Annotated in this window: 10 protein-coding genes; 4 read left to right on the top strand and 6 right to left on the bottom strand. The window is 51.8% G+C overall.

Features of this window, described 5'->3' with window-relative positions:
• Nucleotides 1–2: 2 nt before the first annotated feature.
• The 5 genes from AACU94_RS05160 to gyrA all read right to left on the bottom strand — a co-directional run bounded on the left by AACU94_RS05160 (nucleotide 3) and on the right by gyrA (nucleotide 11,287).
• A complete protein-coding gene (locus AACU94_RS05160; RefSeq protein ID WP_135489048.1) occupies nucleotides 3–1,652 on the bottom strand; it encodes a YfaQ family protein in 1,650 nt (549 codons plus the stop codon).
• Nucleotides 1,653–6,167, bottom strand: a complete 4,515-nt coding sequence (locus AACU94_RS05155; RefSeq protein ID WP_205713091.1) for an alpha-2-macroglobulin family protein — start codon at nucleotides 6,165–6,167, stop codon at nucleotides 1,653–1,655.
• A 35-nt stretch (nucleotides 6,168–6,202) separates the two neighbouring features.
• Nucleotides 6,203–6,826, bottom strand: a complete 624-nt coding sequence (locus tag AACU94_RS05150; protein ID WP_135489047.1) for a DUF1175 domain-containing protein — start codon at nucleotides 6,824–6,826, stop codon at nucleotides 6,203–6,205.
• The gene (locus tag AACU94_RS05145; protein WP_135489046.1) at nucleotides 6,823–8,511 is read right to left on the bottom strand and encodes a DUF2138 domain-containing protein; all 1,689 of its coding nucleotides are present in this window, start codon (nucleotides 8,509–8,511) and stop codon (nucleotides 6,823–6,825) included. Before AACU94_RS05145 ends, AACU94_RS05150 begins: the two co-directional genes overlap by 4 nt.
• 148 nt (nucleotides 8,512–8,659) lie before the next feature.
• Nucleotides 8,660–11,287 carry a DNA topoisomerase (ATP-hydrolyzing) subunit A gene (gyrA, locus tag AACU94_RS05140; protein WP_001281237.1) on the bottom strand — a complete coding sequence of 876 codons (2,628 nt, stop codon included), beginning with the start codon at nucleotides 11,285–11,287 and terminating at the stop codon, nucleotides 8,660–8,662.
• A 146-nt stretch (nucleotides 11,288–11,433) separates the two neighbouring features.
• Here gyrA and ubiG point away from each other — a divergent pair, with 146 nt between their 5' ends.
• Entirely contained in the window at nucleotides 11,434–12,156 is a 723-nt protein-coding gene (gene ubiG, locus AACU94_RS05135) for a bifunctional 2-polyprenyl-6-hydroxyphenol methylase/3-demethylubiquinol 3-O-methyltransferase UbiG (RefSeq protein WP_000990772.1), read from the top strand.
• Nucleotides 12,157–12,296: 140 nt separating this feature from the next.
• Here the strand turns inward: ubiG and yfaL are convergent, their stop codons facing one another.
• A complete protein-coding gene (gene yfaL, locus AACU94_RS05130) occupies nucleotides 12,297–16,055 on the bottom strand; it encodes an AIDA-I family autotransporter adhesin YfaL/EhaC (RefSeq protein ID WP_135489045.1) in 3,759 nt (1,252 codons plus the stop codon).
• 679 nt (nucleotides 16,056–16,734) lie between these two features.
• Here yfaL and nrdA point away from each other — a divergent pair.
• The 3 genes from nrdA (at nucleotide 16,735) to yfaE (ending at nucleotide 20,546) form a co-directional block, all read left to right on the top strand.
• Complete coding sequence (gene nrdA / locus AACU94_RS05125) at nucleotides 16,735–19,020, top strand: class 1a ribonucleoside-diphosphate reductase subunit alpha (RefSeq protein ID WP_135487503.1); 2,286 nt, start codon at nucleotides 16,735–16,737, stop codon at nucleotides 19,018–19,020.
• A 141-nt stretch (nucleotides 19,021–19,161) separates the two neighbouring features.
• On the top strand, nucleotides 19,162–20,292 hold the full coding sequence (gene nrdB, locus AACU94_RS05120) for a class Ia ribonucleoside-diphosphate reductase subunit beta (RefSeq protein ID WP_130207160.1): 1,131 nt from the start codon (nucleotides 19,162–19,164) through the stop codon (nucleotides 20,290–20,292).
• A complete protein-coding gene (gene yfaE / locus AACU94_RS05115) occupies nucleotides 20,292–20,546 on the top strand; it encodes a ferredoxin-like diferric-tyrosyl radical cofactor maintenance protein YfaE (RefSeq protein WP_130217032.1) in 255 nt (84 codons plus the stop codon). The genes nrdB and yfaE overlap by 1 nt, the downstream gene beginning before the upstream one ends.
• The last annotated feature ends 2 nt before the right edge of the window (nucleotides 20,547–20,548 follow it).

Below are 20,548 nucleotides of genomic sequence, written 5' to 3'. Positions count from 1 at the left end.
CATTAGTCCATTAATAATTGTCGGGTCAGCGTTTCGATATAGTTCTCATCAAGCCCGGTGGGATAACCATCAAAGGCCAGGTGAAGATACTCATGGGTTAAATCAAGACGATCCTGAAGCGTAAAGAAGTTACGAATAAACAGCCGTTTCTGCTGCCGATCGGTAAAGGGGAATCCCGAGGCTAAACGGCAAACCGCAAATACATCTGGTTCGTTGTAACCCGTCTCGCCTTGTAACACGCGTCGCCACTGGGGCATTTTTTTCGCCAGCCAGGCTTTCGCTTTTGGCAAAATCTGGCAAGTGGAGCGTGGAGCTCCCCAGCGACTAAGGCTGTTATCGGGATAAGCAAAGGCGAGTATCTGATCGTAACGTTCACCTTGCACCGCCTGGACCGTGGCTTTACGCCAGGATAACGTGCCTTCGGCAGCACGGCTGCCGTGATAATGAACCGGATCGCCTGCATAGATGAGATCCTGCGTCCAGGCGGTCATCGTTCGCGCCCCCGTGGTAGCTGGCGAAGCAGAAACACGCTGCGTGGCGCTGCTGTCCGGGATGGTCAGGCAATCGCCTTCCCGATCGGCATTTTGCTGTAAAAACGTGCGAATCGCCACGGTCATGGCTTTCGCTGCTTCAGGAGGCGTGCTTTTCGCTTCGCGATCCAGAACTCTGGCAACATACTCTTCACGATCGAGATGCGACTGTAATTTCAGTTTGCCCTTCTCCGTAAGTAACGTCGTCTCACCACGGCTAACAAACGTAATGTGGTTACCATTGGCGAACGTCACACGATAACGCCCATTGAGCACACCAGGTTTTACTGCCGTCGAGCTCTTTTCCTCAGTGACTTTTTTCAACGGATAGCGAGCAAACAGATCCACCAGTACACATTGCCCGCTGGCAACTTGCGTCGGCACAGGCAAAACCTGATTAAGTACCGTCGCATAACGGGTTAGTACCGTTTTGCTGGTGCCGCCACCTGCAACCCACAGCGGCGTGCCATCAGTTAACCATCCGGCAAAACCACCCTGGCGGATTTCCTGTTTATCATCGGCAAACCAGCTCCAGGTTTTCACCCGCACACGACTACCGAGCATAGACGCAACACCGATTTTCGCCTCGTCCAACACCACATCCAGTAAGACGTCCTGAGCTTTGTTTTGCGCGGGTAACGTCGCTAATGAATCAAGCAGCGATGTAACGGTTACCGACGTTTCTGGTTTCAGCATAGAAAGAGATGCTAACCACGCCGGAGCCTGACGCGGTTGCCAGTATTGCCCCCATACATCTGCACTAATGTGCAACCGCTGCGGTGCAAAATAGAGTCCACAGGAGCGTACCAGCGCGGTATCGCGCGTTATGCTCTCCCCCGCCTGGCAACAATAAACCTCTTCCGGGGAGTTTCCGCGACACTGGTAGGGCTGCTCCGGTTGATGGGTATCCTCCAGCCAGGCGTAAACATACAGTTTCCACAAACTCCCTAACGGCGTGGTGAGCGTGTCAGGTAACGTCGAGACATTTGTCACGCCTGACGACGATAACTGATACAGTTGGTCATGCTGCGCGCCCCGCAGCGCCAGTTGTAACGGCGTCTCCTGTGCAAACGTCGGCAGGGTAACCAGCGTTAATAGCCAAACGACTCTGCGCCAGTTCACTTATTTCACCTGCATCCCGGTCCATTCGCTACCTGCCACAACACTTTGCTGCGCAGGTGCATAGGAACGCACATAGCGAGCAGGCGGCAGAACGAATTGCCCTTTTTGCGAGAAGCGCAGCAGATGGCGGAAAGTGACCGTTCCCGTCAGTTCTTTCACCGGCACCATATAGGCCAGTTCGCCCATTTCATTACGCGCTTTTTCCAGCAATTGCCCCTGCTGTTTCGCGGCGTTGGGTTTATTGACCGATATTCCCCACGTTGTCCGTTCAACATCGGCTCCCGGCGGCAGTGGGACTTCTACCTGACCGTAGCGCAGAGATGCATTCTGCTCGTTAGTAAGGGTGATTTCATCGAGATACAGCGCATCGCTGTTAATCTCATTGCTGGTCACCGGCTGCAACGTAAAACTCATGTCTTCATCACCGGGGATAAGCCGATACAACTGGCGTTCAACGGTCACCGGAATATTACTTTGTTGAGCCGTTTTTGCCGGTTCACGCCAGCGGACCTGCACGTTTTGCGGCGGTAATTCGTCACCCAAAGAGAGAATTTCCGGCACGCCCTGACCAACCCAACGCCAGTATTCGCCCCCTCCGGTTAACTTATGTTTGGCCCATGCGCCCGCAGGCGCAGGCAACACAACTGGAGGCATCGTCGCCATATATTTCGCCAGCCAGTTCATGGCCAGCGCGCGCTCAATAGTGGATTGCTCAGCGGTCAAACCACTTAAAATAGCGGCCGCCTGGGTGGTGTCGCCACCGCTATTGAGCAGCACAACCGTGTGCGCCAGCGGCTGATTGCTGTTTGCCGCTTTATCCCACGCATATTGCTGAACCTGTGGCATCACAGTGGACTTCAACTGCGCTTTTTTCAGCAACGTCATGGTTAAGACGTTTGCCACCGCATCTGCCAGCGGAGATTCCGGTGTATCGAGGATCAAACTGTCATTGATATCGCTGGTGTCTTCCTCAGAGAAATCTTCTGTTTTAGTTCCGCGCCGGGCGATAACTTCATCCAACCCTTTCAACAACGTTTTGCACGGCAGATTCATCTCCTGCGCCCACGCCAGCACCAGCGCCCGATGCAATAACGGCATGTTATCCGCCTGCTCCGCGTAGCTGTCGAGCATATGTTGCCAGTATTCCGGTTGTTGCGTTACGCCGAGCGCCTGGCTGGCCTGCCAGTCGGCGTACCATGCCCATGCCGTGAGGAATGCATCGCCATTGCCATCTTCACCCCACCAGGTAAAGCGCGCTCCTGGCCCCGCCAGTTGCATCAGCCGCAGACGGTTATCCTGAATCATCTGACGAATGTCGTTAGCGGCGGCACTTTGATGATCGGCAAGCGAACGCCAGGCAAGACTGAGCGGGATCAGACGGCTACCGGTGTTGATCACGCCCCCCCAGGGTTCCTCTATTAACGCATCAAGATTGTTGCGGAAAATCTCCTGCGGTGTTTCGCTACTTTGCAGCCGGATATTACTCGCCTGCTCGGGCAACATCAGCGCGTTATCGCCACCACCGAGCATGACGTTTTTCTGCTGTTCAACGGGCCAGCTGTTATCAACAAAAGACAGTTTTGTGCTAATGCTGTCCTGCACTTGCCCATTTTGTTGCAGTTCTGCGCTTAACAAGCCAGATTGCTGAATGTTCTGCGCCAGCGAAATATAGTTCGCCCCCTTATGCAGTGTCAGCGTCTGGCGCATCTCGTCGCCCGCAAATTTACTCACCAACTCTACCGGTTCGTTATCCTGCTGACTGAAGATAAACAGCCCTGCCGCCGGTTTGTCGCCCATGCGATACACCGTTGGCATACTCCACTTCATGTAGAGATTTTTTTCCGAGCGCAAATACGCACGCCCCTGCCCGACCAGTCCGTCGCCGTTCATCCCTCGAGCGGTAATGCGCCAGCGCGTTAACGAATCCGGCATCAGGAATGTAAAGTACGCTTTGCCTTGTTTATCCGTGGTTAGCGACGGTATCCATGCCGCGGTATCCACCTCTTCACGCCGTGGACGTTCAAGCATTTTTACTCGCCGCTCGCTGCGGTTAGTCGCCCCAAGCGCAACCGGCTCGCTGGAGAGCGCCTGATCGTAGCTGATAAATGACAGGCTGGAACTGGTGCGTACATTGTTACGCCCCAGCGGATAGAAAAATTTGCCGATATTCGGCGCGATTTCCGGTTGCAGCGCGTAGATCATTTCATCGACCACACCAACCGTTAGCTGCGCAGAAACAGGTTTACCTTTCAGCGACGAGGTTAATTCGACATTGACCAGTTCACCTGGCTGGTAATGGGTTTTGTCCGTTTTCACCCGGATATCCAGCCGAGGAACGGCAACTTTGATCCCGGCGTTCTGAAAACTGTACTGACCGTTACGGGTATACAGCACCGAAAAAGTGATGTTGGGCGCAAAGGTATTGCTCACCGGAACGCGGGCTTCATACTGGGTATCGTTTAAGCGTTGTAGCGTCAGCCAGTTTGCCGGATGCGATAGCAGCGACTGCTGTTCCACGCGATCGCGTTCCAGCGTCAATAACGCTTCATCAATTGGCTCCGGGAAGGTAATCAGCATCTTCGCGGTTTCGCCTGGCTGGTACAGCGTTTTATCCGCCACGATATCTACCGTGCCAGTATGCGCCGTGCTGCCCTTACCGCTGACGGCATGGCTTAACCCGGCGAGAATTAAGCCGTCTTTATCGCGTAATGTCAGATTGTAGTTGCCAGGTTTTTCGAAATTAACGGTGAAGGATTTACCGCCAGACGGTAGATCTCCGCTGTGGCTTGTTCGGTCTTCCAGACGTAACCACTCATACTTAACAGGAACCTGCTTTGAAGATTCCAGCGCGGCATAACGGAAAACAACCGACTCGCCGCTATTACTGTATTGTGCGGCGGTGCTTAGAGAGTAATGCGCCAGACCGCGTTCAATGAGGATCTCTTTGGTTGTGGTAACACGATATGCCGCGCCGTCGCTGGCAGAGACAGTCAGTAAATAGCGGCTCGGTTTATCTGCTGCGGGAAGATTTAACGCCACATGACCGCTGGCGTCTGAAACTGTTTCACTGCCTTCAAGCGACACAGGGAAGCGCCCGGCATAACGCAAATCGTTACCGACCATCGAAAGTTGTTGGGCGCGCAAACTTAACTGCACGCGGGCATCTTTTACCGGTTCGCCATCCGGATAGAGCAGTTGCAATTTGCCGCTGACCGCTTCGCCAGTTTTGAAATCTTTTTTGTCGAGGGCTAAGCCAATCTCAAAATGTGGTTTGATGTAGTTGGCTACGCGAAAACTACTGCTGTAGACCTGATTGCGGTAAGCCAGGCGTAACTCATAACCTCCGGCAACGGCATTTTCTGGAAGGCGGAAACTACCCTGCCCGCCATTGCGCGCATCCAGCGTGACATTGACGGTTTGCAACAGGCTGCCGTTGGCGTCCAGCACTGAAAGCTTCGCCGGTGCGCTGACGATAGGGGATGAATGCAACGGATCGTGGAACTCGCGGCCCATCACTTTAACATCGACACGATCGCCTGCGCGGTATAGAGGGCGATCGGTAAAGATATACAAGCGGGTGTTGTAGATTTCGCTTTCGTAGAAGAAGTTCTCGGAGACAAAAACGCCGCCTTCAGCATCCTTACCCAGAATGTATGAACGTTCAGGCGATATATGTTGTAACTGCAAGGTGCCGCTGTCATTGGTGACGCCTCGGGTCATCACGCCAAGACCGTCAGTCCACAGGATTTCTGATCCAGGCTTCGCTTCCCCCTGCTTTTTGCCAGCGGTCCACACCAGAAGCTCGTTACCCGACACTTTACTCAACGCCACGGTATTGGAGACAAACACCACCGTTGTTGCCCGATAACCACCCACCATCGCTTCGACGAGATACAGCCCCGGCTCTTGTTTGCCGAGAGGAATATAGATGTTGCCAGGCTGCGGCGAGATGAAGTTACTGGATGCGCCTTCCAGTTTTACCCCTTGCTGCGGCTCAACCGGTTTTGCCTGCCATAGTGGATAACGGAACTGTTCCACCAGTGGATATTTCTTCAGCGGTGAAAACTGGCTGTTTTGTACATAACGGGAAGGTTTGATGATGGCATTGCCGAGCTGCAATTCCGGTAATGCCTGGGTCACATTCTGCCGTGACTGATAAGAGAAAGAACGCTGCATGACACGGCGAGATTTGCCGTACCAGTTATCCCACAGCCAGGTTAGCGTATTGTTCAGACCGTCACCCAGATACTGCGGTTGTACTACAATGCGGTGCAGGTTTTTCTGCTGACGCAGAAATGCCATCGGATCAGGAATACGATACAGGCGAACATCCACGCCGCCGTACTCTTCCATCTGATAACGTTGATAATCGCGCCCCGGCGCTTCTAGCCGCACTTTCGCCTCTTCGCTGCTGCTAAAACTGCTGTCAGCGAGCAAAAAGAACGTTCCCCCGGCTGGCGGCGCATAGTTGCTGGAAGGAAGCGAATCGTCAGCATTAACAAGCCCTGTTCCCACAAGAGACAGGCACAGGCACAGGCACAGGCAGGCCGCTATTGCGCCAGAAAATTTAAACGATAAATGCCAATGAAATTGGGATTGGAATCGTTGGGTATCCATCGGGTGTCCTTCCATGTCATAAGTTGTTGCAGACTGACTGCGCGCATTCCGTTGTCAGTTTTCGTGGCGCTTCCGGTGTGGTAGATGACGTAACGCCCCATCCAGACCATTAAATGCTGGGCATCGCCCTGATCGAAAAAAATCATATCGCCAGGCAGCGCCTGGTTTATGTCCTGGCCAATAAACTGGCTGTTATACTGAATCAAATTAATCGCGGTCACATAGGGTCCGGTTTTCCCGTTCCCCTGGTTCCAGTTTTGTGCCAGTTGTCGTTGCTCAGGTGTTAGCGTCATTTCTGGCGGTAGATACTGGTTTGACAGACCGTTACTTTTAAGCCATTTGCTATCGTGAACTTTCAGCGACTCGTTCGCTGCAAAGCGCACCAGACCTGCGCAATCCTGTTGATACCAACGTGGGCTTGGCCCCTGGCGTAGCTGTTCCTGCGCAATGCGCACAAACCAGGCACGAAACAGCCCCGATTGTTCGACATTCAGCATTTCACTCTGAACGCAAAAACAACACAGCCAGCAAAGCAGTGCCAGCAGTCCACGCCTCATAATGGCTGCCAGTTGATTGGTAACCATTGCCAGGCGGCGCCCGGTTTCATCTGGTCCAGCTTCATGACATAACGAGGCTGTTGCGATAAAGCGTCCAGCTTCGGCATTAATAAAGTTTGTGCGGCGTTATAAAAAACCGGTTCGAGATTCTTCGGCAGACTGGTCAACGTTTCGTTACGCAGCAGTTTCGCCATTCCTTGTGGATTGATATAGAGCGGAACGACACCATCAGTGGGTATCACATCCACCATTGCAGGGCGGGTTTTATTCAGTGTTTGCAGCGCGTTATTAACCAGCATGTCATCGAGGGAGAAAAGCAGCGTTTTGTTTTGCATCGCCAGCGACACGCGGAAAAAATAATCCGACATTAATTGATCGGGTTGCGCTGACTGTGCTTTCGGATACTGACCGTATCGGGAACTCACTTCGCGACGCCAGATTTGCGCTTCACCCTGCTGAGTCTGGGTTACCGGCAATATACCTTCTGGCGCTTTGCTTTCACGAGCACCAATATTTTGGGTAAACAGTTTCCCTGGCAATTGCGCCTGTTCGGCTGAGCCATCAAACTGACCAACAAACAGCGGGGTTTGCAATTTTGAGTCTTCATACCAGCACAGCCCGGCGGCACCATCTAAAGCTCCGTTCAACTTGTCGTTTTCCTGAGCGATTTGTGAGAGCATTTCTTCAGCAATACCGTGCGAGTAAGGCACCGCCACGCAGAAGCTGGCCCCGGCAGGCATACTGCTCCATACCGGCGTAAAATCGAAACTGGCATCTACGCTTGCGGATTCATCATTTAACGCCAGAAAGCTATGCCAGCCGTCGTTGTTCATTTCAAAGCGCACGCCAGCAAAAGAAGGCATTAATCGCTGGTAGCCAAAACCCAGCAAATTTGCGCTAACCACGATGCGCTGGCGTACTGGCGTTTTTCCGGCAGTACGATTTTCCAGGCCAAAACTGGCCTCCCAGCGTTTTTTACCGCTCAACAAATCACTTGCGATCGCTGTGGCTTCGGTATCCTGCTGGTCATCTTTAAACAACATATCCGTGCTGGAAAACACCAGCATCTTGTCCTGATATGTCGCGAACATCAGGGCGTTATTGCCGTTATAGCGCAACTGATAAACAGGGATGGTTTCACTATTTAGCTTAATACTACTGATTTCCGTCTTGCTTAATTGGCTGTCGCTGGTAGCAGCAAACAGCAATGGCTCCAGCAACTTGCTCAAGCCACTACGCTGGATAAGCACCATGTAATGTGAAAGATGGCCTTGTTTATCGTGCCACAGTGCCGCCTGCGCGGGCTGGTCTAAGAGTGACGAAAAGAGCTTATCTTTCAGCGTGAGATCGTGTTCATAGACAATGCGGCGAATACTGCCTTCAATGCCCAGACGATCGGCATGATTCTGATAATAGAAAACGAAATCTTCACTCAGGACATCGTGGAGAAAAGGAATAGTAAGGAGATCTTTGGGAAGCTGGCTTAGAGAGTCGCTATCGAGAAAGAGGTCAGGCTCATTGAGATCGATTTGCAAATTATTGTGCACCACCAGCGGCGACAACGTTTTTTCTGGACCACTGCCAGTGTATTGCAATGCCCAGACGCCCGCGGAAAGGAGCGCAACAACACCGACACCTACAAGGCCATAAAACTGCCAGCCTTTCGCCTTTTTTTCACCGCTCATTGCCACATTCCTTGTGTATAACCGTCATTTTTGACGAACGAACTCGCCCTTTAGCGCGCCCTAATACGACAAAAGCCCAGACTTTGCAGCCTGGACTTTTCATTTCGAAGAAGGGATGTTTACTCCCTTCTGTCATGAAGCGATGAAATTATTCTTCTTCCGGTTCGTCGTCAACGTCCACTTCCGGAGCGATTTCATCGTCCCCTTCCGCGGCACTGCCGTCGATGGTATCCAGATCTTCTTCGTCAACCGGTTCAGCAACACGTTGCAGACCCACTACGTTTTCATCTTCCGCTGTACGGATGAGGATCACGCCCTGGGTGTTACGGCCCACGATGCTGATTTCCGATACGCGAGTACGTACCAGCGTACCGGCATCGGTGATCATCATGATCTGGTCGCAATCATCTACCTGCACCGCGCCAACCACTAAACCGTTACGTTCGGTAACCTTGATGGAGATAACCCCTTTCGTCGCACGCGACTTAGTTGGGTATTCCGCCACTGCGGTACGTTTACCATAACCGTTCTGCGTTGCGGTGAGGATTGCGCCATCGCCACGAGGCACGATCAGAGAGACGACTTTATCGCCTTCGCCTAAACGAATACCGCGAACACCGGTGGTGTTGCAGCCCATCGCACGGACAGAAGACTCTTTAAAGCGCACCACTTTACCTTCGGCGGAGAACAGCATTACTTCGTCTTCACCGCTGGTCAGGTCAACGCCGATCAGCTCATCGCCTTCAACCAGTTTGATCGCCACTTTACCGGCGGTACGCAGACGGTTGAATTCGGTGAGGACGGTTTTCTTCACAGTACCGTTAGCGGTCGCCATGAAGACTTTCACGCCTTCTTCAAACTCGGTCACCGGCAGGATCGCGGTGATACGTTCGTCCTGCTCCAGCGGCAGCAGGTTGACGATCGGACGACCGCGTGCACCACGAGAGGCTTCCGGCAACTGGTAAACTTTCATCGAATAGACGCGACCACGGCTGGAGAAGCACAGAATATGGTCGTGGGTGTTCGCCACCAACAGCCTGTCGATAAAGTCTTCTTCTTTAATACGTGCGGCAGATTTACCTTTCCCGCCACGACGCTGCGCTTCGTATTCAGAAAGCGGCTGATACTTAACGTAGCCCTGGTGAGAGAGCGTCACTACCACATCTTCCTGAGTGATCAGATCTTCCAGGTTGATGTCTGCACTGTTGGCGGTGATTTCAGTACGACGTTTGTCACCGAACTGTTCACGAACCAGCTCCAGCTCTTCACGGATCACTTCCATCAGACGATCGGCGCTACCCAGAATACGCAACAGTTCCGCGATCTGATCCAGCAGCTCTTTGTATTCGTCGAGCAGTTTTTCGTGCTCAAGGCCAGTCAGTTTCTGCAAACGCAGATCCAGAATCGCCTGGGCTTGCTGTTCGGTCAGATAGTACAGACCATCGCGCACGCCGAACTCTGGCTCCAGCCATTCCGGACGCGCAGCATCGTCGCCAGCACGTTCCAGCATCGCGGCAACGTTGCCCAGCTGCCACGGATTAGCAACCAGCGCGGTTTTCGCTTCTGCAGGGGTAGGCGCATGACGGATCAGTTCGATGATCGGGTCGATGTTTGCCAGCGCCACGGCCAATGCTTCAAGGATATGCGCACGGTCGCGAGCTTTACGCAGTTCGAAAATGGTACGACGGGTCACCACTTCGCGGCGGTGACGAACAAACGCCGCGATGATGTCTTTCAGGTTCATGATCTTCGGCTGACCATGGTGCAATGCCACCATGTTGATACCGAAAGAAACCTGCAACTGGGTCTGGGAGTAGAGGTTGTTGAGCACCACTTCACCGACCGCATCGCGTTTCACTTCAATCACGATGCGCATGCCGTCTTTGTCAGACTCGTCACGCAGCGCGCTGATGCCTTCCACGCGTTTTTCTTTTACCAGTTCCGCAATCTTCTCGATCAGGCGCGCTTTGTTCACCTGATACGGAATTTCGTGGACGATAATGGTTTCACGCCCGGTTTTGGCGTCGACTTCCACTTCTGCACGGGCGCGGATGTATACCTTGCCGCGACCGGTACGGTAAGCTTCTTCAATACCGCGACGACCGTTAATGATTGCCGCCGTCGGGAAGTCCGGACCCGGGATGTGTTCCATCAGCCCTTCAATGCTGATGTCTTCATCATCGATATACGCCAGACAACCATTGATGACTTCCGTCAGGTTGTGCGGCGGGATGTTGGTTGCCATACCTACGGCGATACCGGAGGAACCGTTCACCAGCAGGTTAGGAATTTTGGTCGGCATGACGTCAGGAATTTTTTCCGTGCCGTCATAGTTATCAACGAAATCGACCGTCTCTTTTTCGAGATCGGCCATCAGTTCATGGGCAATTTTCGCCAGACGGATTTCCGTATAACGCATTGCCGCCGCAGAGTCGCCGTCGATAGAACCGAAGTTACCCTGACCGTCTACCAGCATATAACGCAGCGAGAATGGCTGCGCCATGCGGACGATCGTGTCATAGACCGCCGAGTCACCATGGGGATGGTATTTACCGATTACGTCACCAACGACACGGGCAGATTTTTTATAGGCTTTGTTCCAGTCATTGCCTAGTACGTTCATGGCGTAAAGTACGCGACGGTGTACCGGCTTCAGGCCATCTCGGACATCTGGCAGCGCACGGCCAACAATGACCGACATCGCATAATCCAGATAGGAGCTTTTCAGCTCTTCCTCAATGTTGACCGGTGTAATTTCTCTCGCAAGGTCGCTCATCTAACCGCTATCCCTCTACTGTATCCCGGATTCAAAGGTCGCAAATTATAACACAGCCGCGAAGATCTAGGTAAACCTATACGCTTTATTCACATCCAATGCCTGATATACTCGATTGTCTTGCCAATTACGGAGTAGAAGTGCCAATGAATGCCGAAAAATCGCCGGTAAACCATAACGTAGACCACGAAGAGATCGCTAAATTTGAAGCCGTCGCCTCCCGCTGGTGGGATCTGGAAGGCGAGTTCAAACCACTGCACCGCATTAACCCGCTGCGTCTGGGCTATATTGCCGAGCGTGCTGGCGGTTTATTTGGCAAAAAGGTGCTCGATGTCGGTTGTGGCGGCGGCATTCTGGCCGAGAGTATGGCGCGCGAAGGCGCGACGGTGACCGGTCTGGATATGGGCTTTGAGCCATTGCAGGTGGCAAAGCTGCACGCGCTGGAAAGCGGTATTCAGGTAGAGTACGTACAGGAAACCGTGGAAGAACACGCGGCAAAACATGCCGGGCAGTATGATGTGGTGACCTGCATGGAGATGCTGGAACACGTTCCCGATCCGCAGTCAGTGGTCAGAGCCTGTGCACAACTGGTAAAACCGGGTGGCGATGTCTTTTTCTCCACGCTTAATCGTAATGGCAAGTCGTGGCTAATGGCGGTGGTCGGCGCTGAATATATTTTGCGCATGGTGCCTAAAGGCACGCACGACGTGAAGAAGTTTATTAAACCGGCAGAATTGCTGGGCTGGGTGGATCAAACCAGTTTAAAAGAGCGGCATATCACTGGGCTGCATTACAACCCGATCACTAATTCCTTTAAGCTCGGCCCCGGCGTAGATGTGAACTATATGCTGCACACGCAGAATAAGTAAGGTTGTTGTTTGGATTCATCCGGCAACCGCGCCAATGCCTGATGCGACGCTTGCCGCGTCTTATCAGGCCTACAAATGCTCCCCGTCGGCCGGATAAGGCGTTGATGCCGCATCCGGCAACGATGCCGGGCGGACAGCGATTACCATTTCACCGTCATCGACAAAAACCCGGCCGTCTGGGCAAAATCATCGCTTCCTTTCTGCCACGCCACGCTGCCACGCAGCGAAACTCGCTGACTGATATTGCCCGTTACTCCCACTTTTATTTCACCACGCTGCTTCGCCGCATCGTCGCTGATTTGGCTACCATCTTCTTCAATTTCCGTCGAATGGGGATCGTGATAATAATTCAAATCCAACGTTGGCGTGATATGAAGCGCAGTATGCCATTCGCTGTGTAATCCCAGCCGCGTCTGAATATCATCGCCCTGCGATTGTGACACCCGCGCATGGTTAGCGGCGGTAAAATCATCCTGCTGCACGCCCTGATAAATCACCTGCGCCTGCGGTTCAATCACCACACCACGCCCCGGTAACCACTGATAGCCGGCTTCCAGCGAAGCAACGATCCCCGACGAATGGTAATGATCCGCACCATCACCTTGTTCAGAAACATCATTGCTAAACCAGGCATATTGCAGCCAGCTATCCAGCCATGCCCCTTGTTTTTGACTACCGTGCTGAAACCAGCTTGAGGTCAGCCCAACAGCATAACCGTGGTTCTGGTTATCGGCGCGAGTTCCGGTCATGTTTGAGCGACTGTCCCCCTGATTATCACTGTAGCCACCTACGGCCCCTAGCATCCACTGGCCATCATCGCCCCAGTCTCCGCTTAACAGGTTGCCGCTAAGCTGTACCGTAGAAATGTCTTCATGCTGGGCCAACTGCCCTGCTGCTGTGTAATGATAATCTCCGCCGATAACACGTAAATTCAGCGTCTGACCATCGCCACCAGCGTGATCGTGTCGCTCCATCACAAATGCCTGATTTGCCGCCCGCAAATTATTAAGATATCCCCCAACTTTGGCATTCAGCACAGGCTGATAAGCGGGTGTAGGTTCCGGGTCGGGTGTTGGATCAGGATCCGGCGAGGGATCGGGAGTCGGATCCGGATCGGGTGGTGGCGTCGGAGTGACTTTTTGCGAACGCAGATACCAGTCATTATCATCTTCCACCAACGTATAGTCGTAAGCGCCCATATTGACGTAGCCGCTGCCCGCCAGACTAAACTGCGCATTGTTTTGAAATTGCGTGGGATCGGCTGCGAAATCAATCACTTTAATGCCTGTAGATGTCGGCTCACCAATCCCGGTAATGGGGTTAACCACCACGGTCGTGTTGCCAGCAGTATTACCGTTCAACACCAGTTGGTCGCTTGCTGAGTCATCGCCGTTTAATTCGCTATCGAGCAGTAGCGTACCGCCGCCGGTATAATCACCGTTTACCGTCAGCGTATCGCCAGCGACGCCATTTTGCAGGCTAACCGCACCGGACGTATTGGTCAGATCACCATTGACCGTCACGTCTGAAAGATAAGTCAGGCTGTCGGTTTCCAGGTTGGTATTAAGCTCACCTGTCAACATCACGCCATCGGTGGCATTCACCAACGTACCGTCGCCGCTAAACAGCGAGGCATCCAGTGCGGCGGAAGTATCCTGACTAGTCAGGCGCAAAACCGTACCATCGCTGATGTTGATAGTGCCGCTGGAAGTAGCATCAATAGACTGAATATCCTGATCCGCGCCAGTCTCGAACGTAGCCCCGTCACCGACCCACAGTGACGAAGCATAAGGAAAGATATCCGCAACATCGCCTTTCAGGGTGCCGTCTTCTACTCTCACCGCCGACTGCGTCGTACCGCTGGTAGTCAGCTCCAGCGTGCCAGCCCCCGTTTTAGTCAATGTGCTACCCACATCCTGATGCTGCCCGCTGCTGTCAGCCATCAGTGCGCCCCACTGCGTGTCTACACCCGCATCCACCATCACTTCACCATCGGCGCGCATTTCGATATCACGTCCGTGGCCTGCCGCATCTGAACGCGTGTCAACGTCGGAGGTAATCTCCATCGTGCTATCTTGTTGATTATCAGTAAAGATAACCTGGCGGTTATAGTGGGTATCACCAAGCTGAGAGTTGTCGCTCACCACCAGCGTACCGGAAGCGATTTGTGTTGTGCCGAGGTATTGATTGTCATTTGCCAGGCTGACCTGCCCGTCACCTGCATCCACCACCACATAAACACCATTATTCCCGTCATCGCCAATATGCAGATCATCGCCACCGTAAAGATCGACAACATCCTGCTGACCAATCACCGTACCGCCGCTGCCACTGATTTCCAGACCATCGTTCTCTGACGTACCGCTCTGCCAGGTAGTGAAATCGGAGAGATCCAATACGCCGCCGTTTAACACGATGGACTGCGGATCGTCCTGCATATCCGCAAGGTCCGTGGCGTTACCCGAAAGCGAGAGGATTGCGCCATCTTCCACCACAATATCGCCAGTCAGCGCCATCGACTGCGCCCCCGCCAGCACATAGCTGCCGTTTTCAGCAATCGTGAGTTGCCCTTCCCCCTGAATAGTTCCGGCAAAACCGCCCTGGTTGACGGTAACATTGCCGCCAGCGTCAATATTTAAAGTGCCATTCTGAAAACCCATTAACGAATGTACAAATGTTTGCTGAGTCGAACCGACGTTAAGCTCTGCCTGATTATCTGTGTGTCCGATACTGCCAACGCTCAGTCCATAACAATCTTGAGGATTGCTCTGGCACTGGCTGTCACCCACATTCATCAGCGAATTATTCCGCCCTAGCGTGACTTCACCGTTTTTAATTCTCATCTCGCCGGTAAAATCATTGTTATCAGCGTTAAGTACCAGTTCTCCCGCTCCGGCTTTGGTAATAACGCCAGTCCCCGCAATGGAGTCGATAGCCCCATCATTTTTTGTACTGCCAATGATCAAGGTTTTATCAGCCGCAACATCAAAACGGATTTCACTTGACCCTGTATACAGAAAGCCTCCAGCTGCTGCCGAAGCGTCTTCACCATAAGCGGAGGCGCTGTTATTCACATCTACTAATACGCCCCCGTTCTGGCTGTAGCTGTCATCAACAGCGATATCAATAAGATAAGGAGAAGTCGTGCTACTGGTATAAATTGCGCCACCATAACCTTCAGCAGTGTTATTTATGAACGAAGTATTGTTAATTACGGTAAATCCTGATGGGTGTGTTTTATCGCTATTATTATCAGTAATATCGATGGCTCCACCATCACCATCACTGTAACTTGTTGATGTATATGCCTGATTATTATCAAAAACAGTGTTATTTAAGTAGACATTATTATTAATCGAATAAATTGCGCCACCTTTACCATCATTAGCAACATTATCCGTAAATACAGCATTGGTAATGCTAAGATCAATATCACCAGCGTCATTTGTTCCCGCAGAGTAGATCGCCCCTCCATAACCTCCAGCGATGTTATTATCAAAAATAACCTGAGTAAGGTTCAGCGTTGAGTTTTCTTTTGCAAAGATAGCTCCGCCATTATTATATTCACCGCTCACGGCATTATTTTCAAACAGAGTCATCCCTGTTCCGCCTTGTGCTGATAATGTGAAATCAGCACCTTGTTGTAAAAATACCGCGCCTCCACTGGCATCATTTGCCATAGAGGAAAAAACAAGCCATTGCCCGTCAGCAACATTCCAGGTCTGTGTACTACCTGAAAGGCTTTGATAGCTGGCCCGACAACTGGCAGTAACATTAACACCCTGACATGAAGCCAGAACCTGCGACGCTGCGTTTGCACGCGTAAACACGCAAGCAACGACGGCTGGAATAATTAGTAGATATCCTTTCCTGATAAAAACAATCCGTTTTTTATTCATAATCTGACAGCCTGTGAGAAATAACACGCCATCATTAAAAGACATATTGTGATTGTAGATAATGATTAATTGTAAATAAGAAATATTTAAAACATATATACTAAAATAATATCTTCTAAAAGAAATAAATTATTCCTTTTGACACTGACCAATTTATGAAATAACAATAATTAAAACACATTAAACTGATTAATTCGTTTCTTGTTTACCTGGAATAATCAACATAACAAACTTTTATTTCACATCTGTTGATTAAAAAATACCTGTTCCGTGAACCGCAGCCATTTACATTCGCTCACATAATAAACATAACATTAAGTGCCGACGTTATATGAATTTGTGATGGCATCAATTTTCACCACACCTGACAAAAGCGCAACAAATAACCTGGATCAATAATTATCTTAAATTGAACGTTCAAGAAATCACCGAACGGTTATTTTTAACAAATTTTTCTCTTCCCATTGACTTTCCCGAACACCTTGTCTGACCTAAGGTACGCGGAAGTCGCTTTTTCCTTCCTGAGTTATCCACAAAGTTATGCACTTGCAAGAGGGCCGTTTTCACACTATCTTGCAGTGAATCCCAAACATACCCCCTATATATAGTGTTCGTTGCAGCTTTCCTTACTACAGGTAGTTGGCGTGAAACTATTGCGGAAAAAACAGGTACGACATACATGAATCAGAATCTGCTGGTGACAAAGCGCGACGGTAGCACAGAGCGCATCAATCTCGACAAAATCCATCGCGTTCTGGACTGGGCGGCAGAAGGACTGCATAACGTTTCGATTTCACAGGTCGAGCTGCGCTCCCATATTCAGTTTTATGACGGTATCAAGACCTCCGACATCCACGAAACTATTATCAAGGCTGCCGCAGACCTGATCTCCCGTGATGCGCCGGATTATCAGTATCTCGCCGCGCGCCTGGCGATCTTCCACCTGCGTAAAAAAGCCTACGGCCAGTTTGAGCCGCCTGCGCTGTACGACCACGTGGTGAAAATGGTCGAAATGGGCAAATACGATAATCATCTGCTGGAAGACTACACGGAAGAAGAGTTCAAGCAGATGGACACGTTTATCGTTCACGATCGCGATATGACCTTCTCTTATGCTGCCGTTAAGCAGCTGGAAGGCAAATATCTGGTACAGAACCGCGTGACCGGCGAAATCTACGAGAGCGCCCAGTTCCTCTATATTCTGGTTGCCGCGTGCCTGTTCTCGAACTACCCGCGCGAAACGCGTCTGGAATACGTGAAGCGTTTTTACGACGCGGTTTCCACATTTAAAATTTCGCTGCCAACGCCAATCATGTCAGGCGTGCGTACTCCGACTCGCCAGTTCAGCTCCTGCGTGCTGATCGAGTGCGGCGACAGCCTGGATTCCATTAACGCGACCTCCAGCGCGATTGTGAAATACGTTTCCCAGCGTGCGGGGATCGGCATCAACGCCGGGCGTATTCGTGCACTGGGTAGCCCGATTCGTGGCGGTGAAGCGTTCCATACCGGCTGCATCCCGTTCTACAAACATTTCCAGACGGCGGTAAAATCCTGCTCCCAGGGCGGCGTGCGCGGCGGTGCGGCAACGCTGTTCTACCCAATCTGGCATCTGGAAGTGGAAAGTCTGCTGGTGCTGAAAAACAACCGTGGTGTAGAAGGCAACCGCGTGCGTCATATGGACTACGGGGTACAAATCAACAAACTGATGTATACCCGCCTGCTGAAAGGTGAAGATATCACCCTGTTCAGCCCGTCCGACGTACCGGGGCTGTACGACGCGTTCTTCGCCGATCAGGAAGAGTTTGAACGCCTGTACACCAAATATGAGAAAGACGACAGCATCCGCAAGCAGCGTGTGAAAGCCGTTGAGCTGTTCTCACTGATGATGCAGGAACGTGCGTCTACTGGTCGTATCTATATTCAGAACGTTGACCACTGCAACACCCACAGCCCGTTTGATCCGGCTATTGCGCCAGTGCGCCAGTCTAACCTGTGCCTGGAAATCGCTCTGCCGACCAAACCGCTGAATGACGTTAACGACGAAAACGGTGAAATCGCGCTGTGTACGCTTTCTGCTTTCAACCTGGGGGCAATTAACAGCCTGGATGAACTGGAAGAGTTGGCCGTTCTGGCGGTACGCGCACTTGACGCGCTGCTGGATTATCAGGATTACCCGATCCCGGCAGCCAAACGCGGGGCGATGGGTCGTCGTACGCTGGGTATTGGTGTGATCAACTTCGCTTACTATCTGGCGAAGCACGGTAAACGCTACTCCGACGGCAGCGCCAACAACCTGACGCATAAAACCTTCGAAGCGATTCAGTATTATCTGCTGAAAGCCTCTAACGAGCTGGCGAAAGAGCAAGGCGCGTGCCCGTGGTTTAACGAAACCACTTACGCGAAAGGGATCCTGCCGATCGATACCTATAAGAAAGATCTGGATGCCATCGCTAATGAGCCGCTGCATTACGACTGGGAAGCACTGCGTGAGTCAATCAAAACGCACGGTCTGCGCAACTCCACGCTTTCTGCCCTGATGCCGTCCGAGACGTCTTCACAGATCTCTAACGCCACTAACGGTATTGAACCGCCGCGCGGTTACGTTAGCATCAAAGCATCGAAAGACGGTATTCTGCGCCAGGTGGTGCCGGACTATGAACATCTGCACGACGCCTACGAGTTGCTGTGGGAAATGCCGGGTAACGATGGCTACCTGCAACTGGTTGGTATCATGCAGAAATTTATCGATCAGTCGATCTCTGCGAATACTAACTACGATCCGTCACGCTTCCCGTCAGGAAAAGTGCCGATGCAGCAGTTGCTGAAAGACCTGCTCACCGCCTACAAATTCGGGGTCAAAACGCTGTATTATCAGAACACCCGTGACGGCGCAGAAGATGCGCAGGACGATCTGGTGCCGTCAATCCAGGACGATGGCTGCGAAAGCGGCGCATGTAAGATCTGATATTGAGATGCCGGATGTGGCGTAACCCTTATCCGGCCTACGGTTCGAATTTGTAGGCCTGACAAGACGCGCCAGCGTCGCATCAGGCACAGGATGCGGCGTAAAATGCCTTATCCGGCATTAAAACCACAGGACACATTCATGGCATATACCACCTTTTCACAGACGAAAAATGATCAGCTCAAAGAGCCGATGTTCTTTGGTCAGCCGGTCAACGTGGCCCGCTACGATCAGCAAAAATATGAAATCTTCGAAAAGCTGATCGAAAAGCAGCTCTCTTTCTTCTGGCGTCCGGAAGAAGTTGACGTCTCCCGCGACCGTATCGATTATCAGGCGCTGCCTGAACACGAAAAGCACATTTTTATTAGCAACCTGAAGTACCAGACGTTGCTCGATTCAATTCAGGGTCGTAGTCCGAACGTAGCACTGCTGCCGCTGATCTCGATCCCGGAACTGGAGACCTGGGTCGAAACCTGGGCATTTTCAGAAACAATTCACTCTCGTTCTTATACCCATATCATTCGTAATATCGTTAACGATCCGTCTGTTGTATTCGACGATATCGTCACCAACGAGCAGATCCAGAAACGCGCAGAAGGCATTTCCCGCTATTACGATGAACTGATAGAGATGACCAGCTACTGGCATTTGCTGGGCGAAGGCACCCACACTGTTAACGGTAAAACCGTAACCGTTAGCCTGCGCGAGCTGAAGAAAAAACTTTATCTCTGCCTGATGAGCGTTAACGCGCTGGAAGCGATTCGTTTCTACGTCAGCTTTGCTTGTTCCTTTGCCTTTGCAGAACGCGAACTGATGGAAGGTAACGCCAAGATTATTCGCCTGATTGCCCGTGACGAAGCCCTGCACCTGACTGGCACTCAACATATGCTGAATCTACTGCGCAGCGGCGCGGATGACCCGGAAATGGCGGAAATAGCCGAAGAGTGTAAGCAAGAGTGCTATGAGCTGTTTGTTCAGGCGGCACAGCAGGAGAAAGACTGGGCGGATTATCTGTTCCGTGACGGTTCGATGATTGGTCTGAACAAGGACATTCTCTGCCAGTACGTCGAGTACATCACCAACATCCGCATGCAGGCAGTTGGTTTGGATCTGCCGTTCCAGACGCGTTCCAACCCGATCCCGTGGATCAACACCTGGCTGGTGTCGGATAACGTGCAGGTTGCCCCACAGGAAGTTGAGGTGAGTTCTTATCTGGTCGGTCAAATTGACTCGGAAGTGGACACCGACGATTTGAGTAACTTCCAGCTCTGATGACCCGCGTTACCTTGCGCATCACTGGCACACAACTGCTGTGCCAGGATGAACACCCTTCCCTTCTGGCGGCGCTGGAATCTCATAATGTGGCGGTTGAGTACCAGTGTCGCGAAGGCTACTGCGGCTCCTGTCGCACACGTCTGGTTGCAGGTCAGGTTGACTGGATTGCCGAACCGTTAGCCTTTATTCAGCCAGGGGAGATTTTGCCCTGTTGTTGCCGGGCAAAAGGCGATATCGAAATAGAGATGTGATC

The sequence above is a fragment of the Escherichia sp. E4702 genome (assembly GCF_963883545.1).
GTDB lineage: Bacteria > Pseudomonadota > Gammaproteobacteria > Enterobacterales > Enterobacteriaceae > Escherichia.
This window is presented reverse-complemented; position numbering and strand designations above follow the sequence as displayed.

Coding starts and splice junctions, on each gene's coding strand:
- AACU94_RS05150 (WP_135489047.1), bottom strand. CDS start 6,826: ATGAGGCGTGGACTGCTGGCACTGCTTTGCTGGCTGTGTTGTTTTTGC.
- AACU94_RS05145 (WP_135489046.1), bottom strand. CDS start 8,511: ATGAGCGGTGAAAAAAAGGCGAAAGGCTGGCAGTTTTATGGCCTTGTA.
- gyrA (WP_001281237.1), bottom strand. CDS start 11,287: ATGAGCGACCTTGCGAGAGAAATTACACCGGTCAACATTGAGGAAGAG.
- ubiG (WP_000990772.1), top strand. CDS start 11,434: ATGAATGCCGAAAAATCGCCGGTAAACCATAACGTAGACCACGAAGAG.
- yfaL (WP_135489045.1), bottom strand. CDS start 16,055: ATGAATAAAAAACGGATTGTTTTTATCAGGAAAGGATATCTACTAATT.
- nrdA (WP_135487503.1), top strand. CDS start 16,735: ATGAATCAGAATCTGCTGGTGACAAAGCGCGACGGTAGCACAGAGCGC.
- nrdB (WP_130207160.1), top strand. CDS start 19,162: ATGGCATATACCACCTTTTCACAGACGAAAAATGATCAGCTCAAAGAG.
- yfaE (WP_130217032.1), top strand. CDS start 20,292: ATGACCCGCGTTACCTTGCGCATCACTGGCACACAACTGCTGTGCCAG.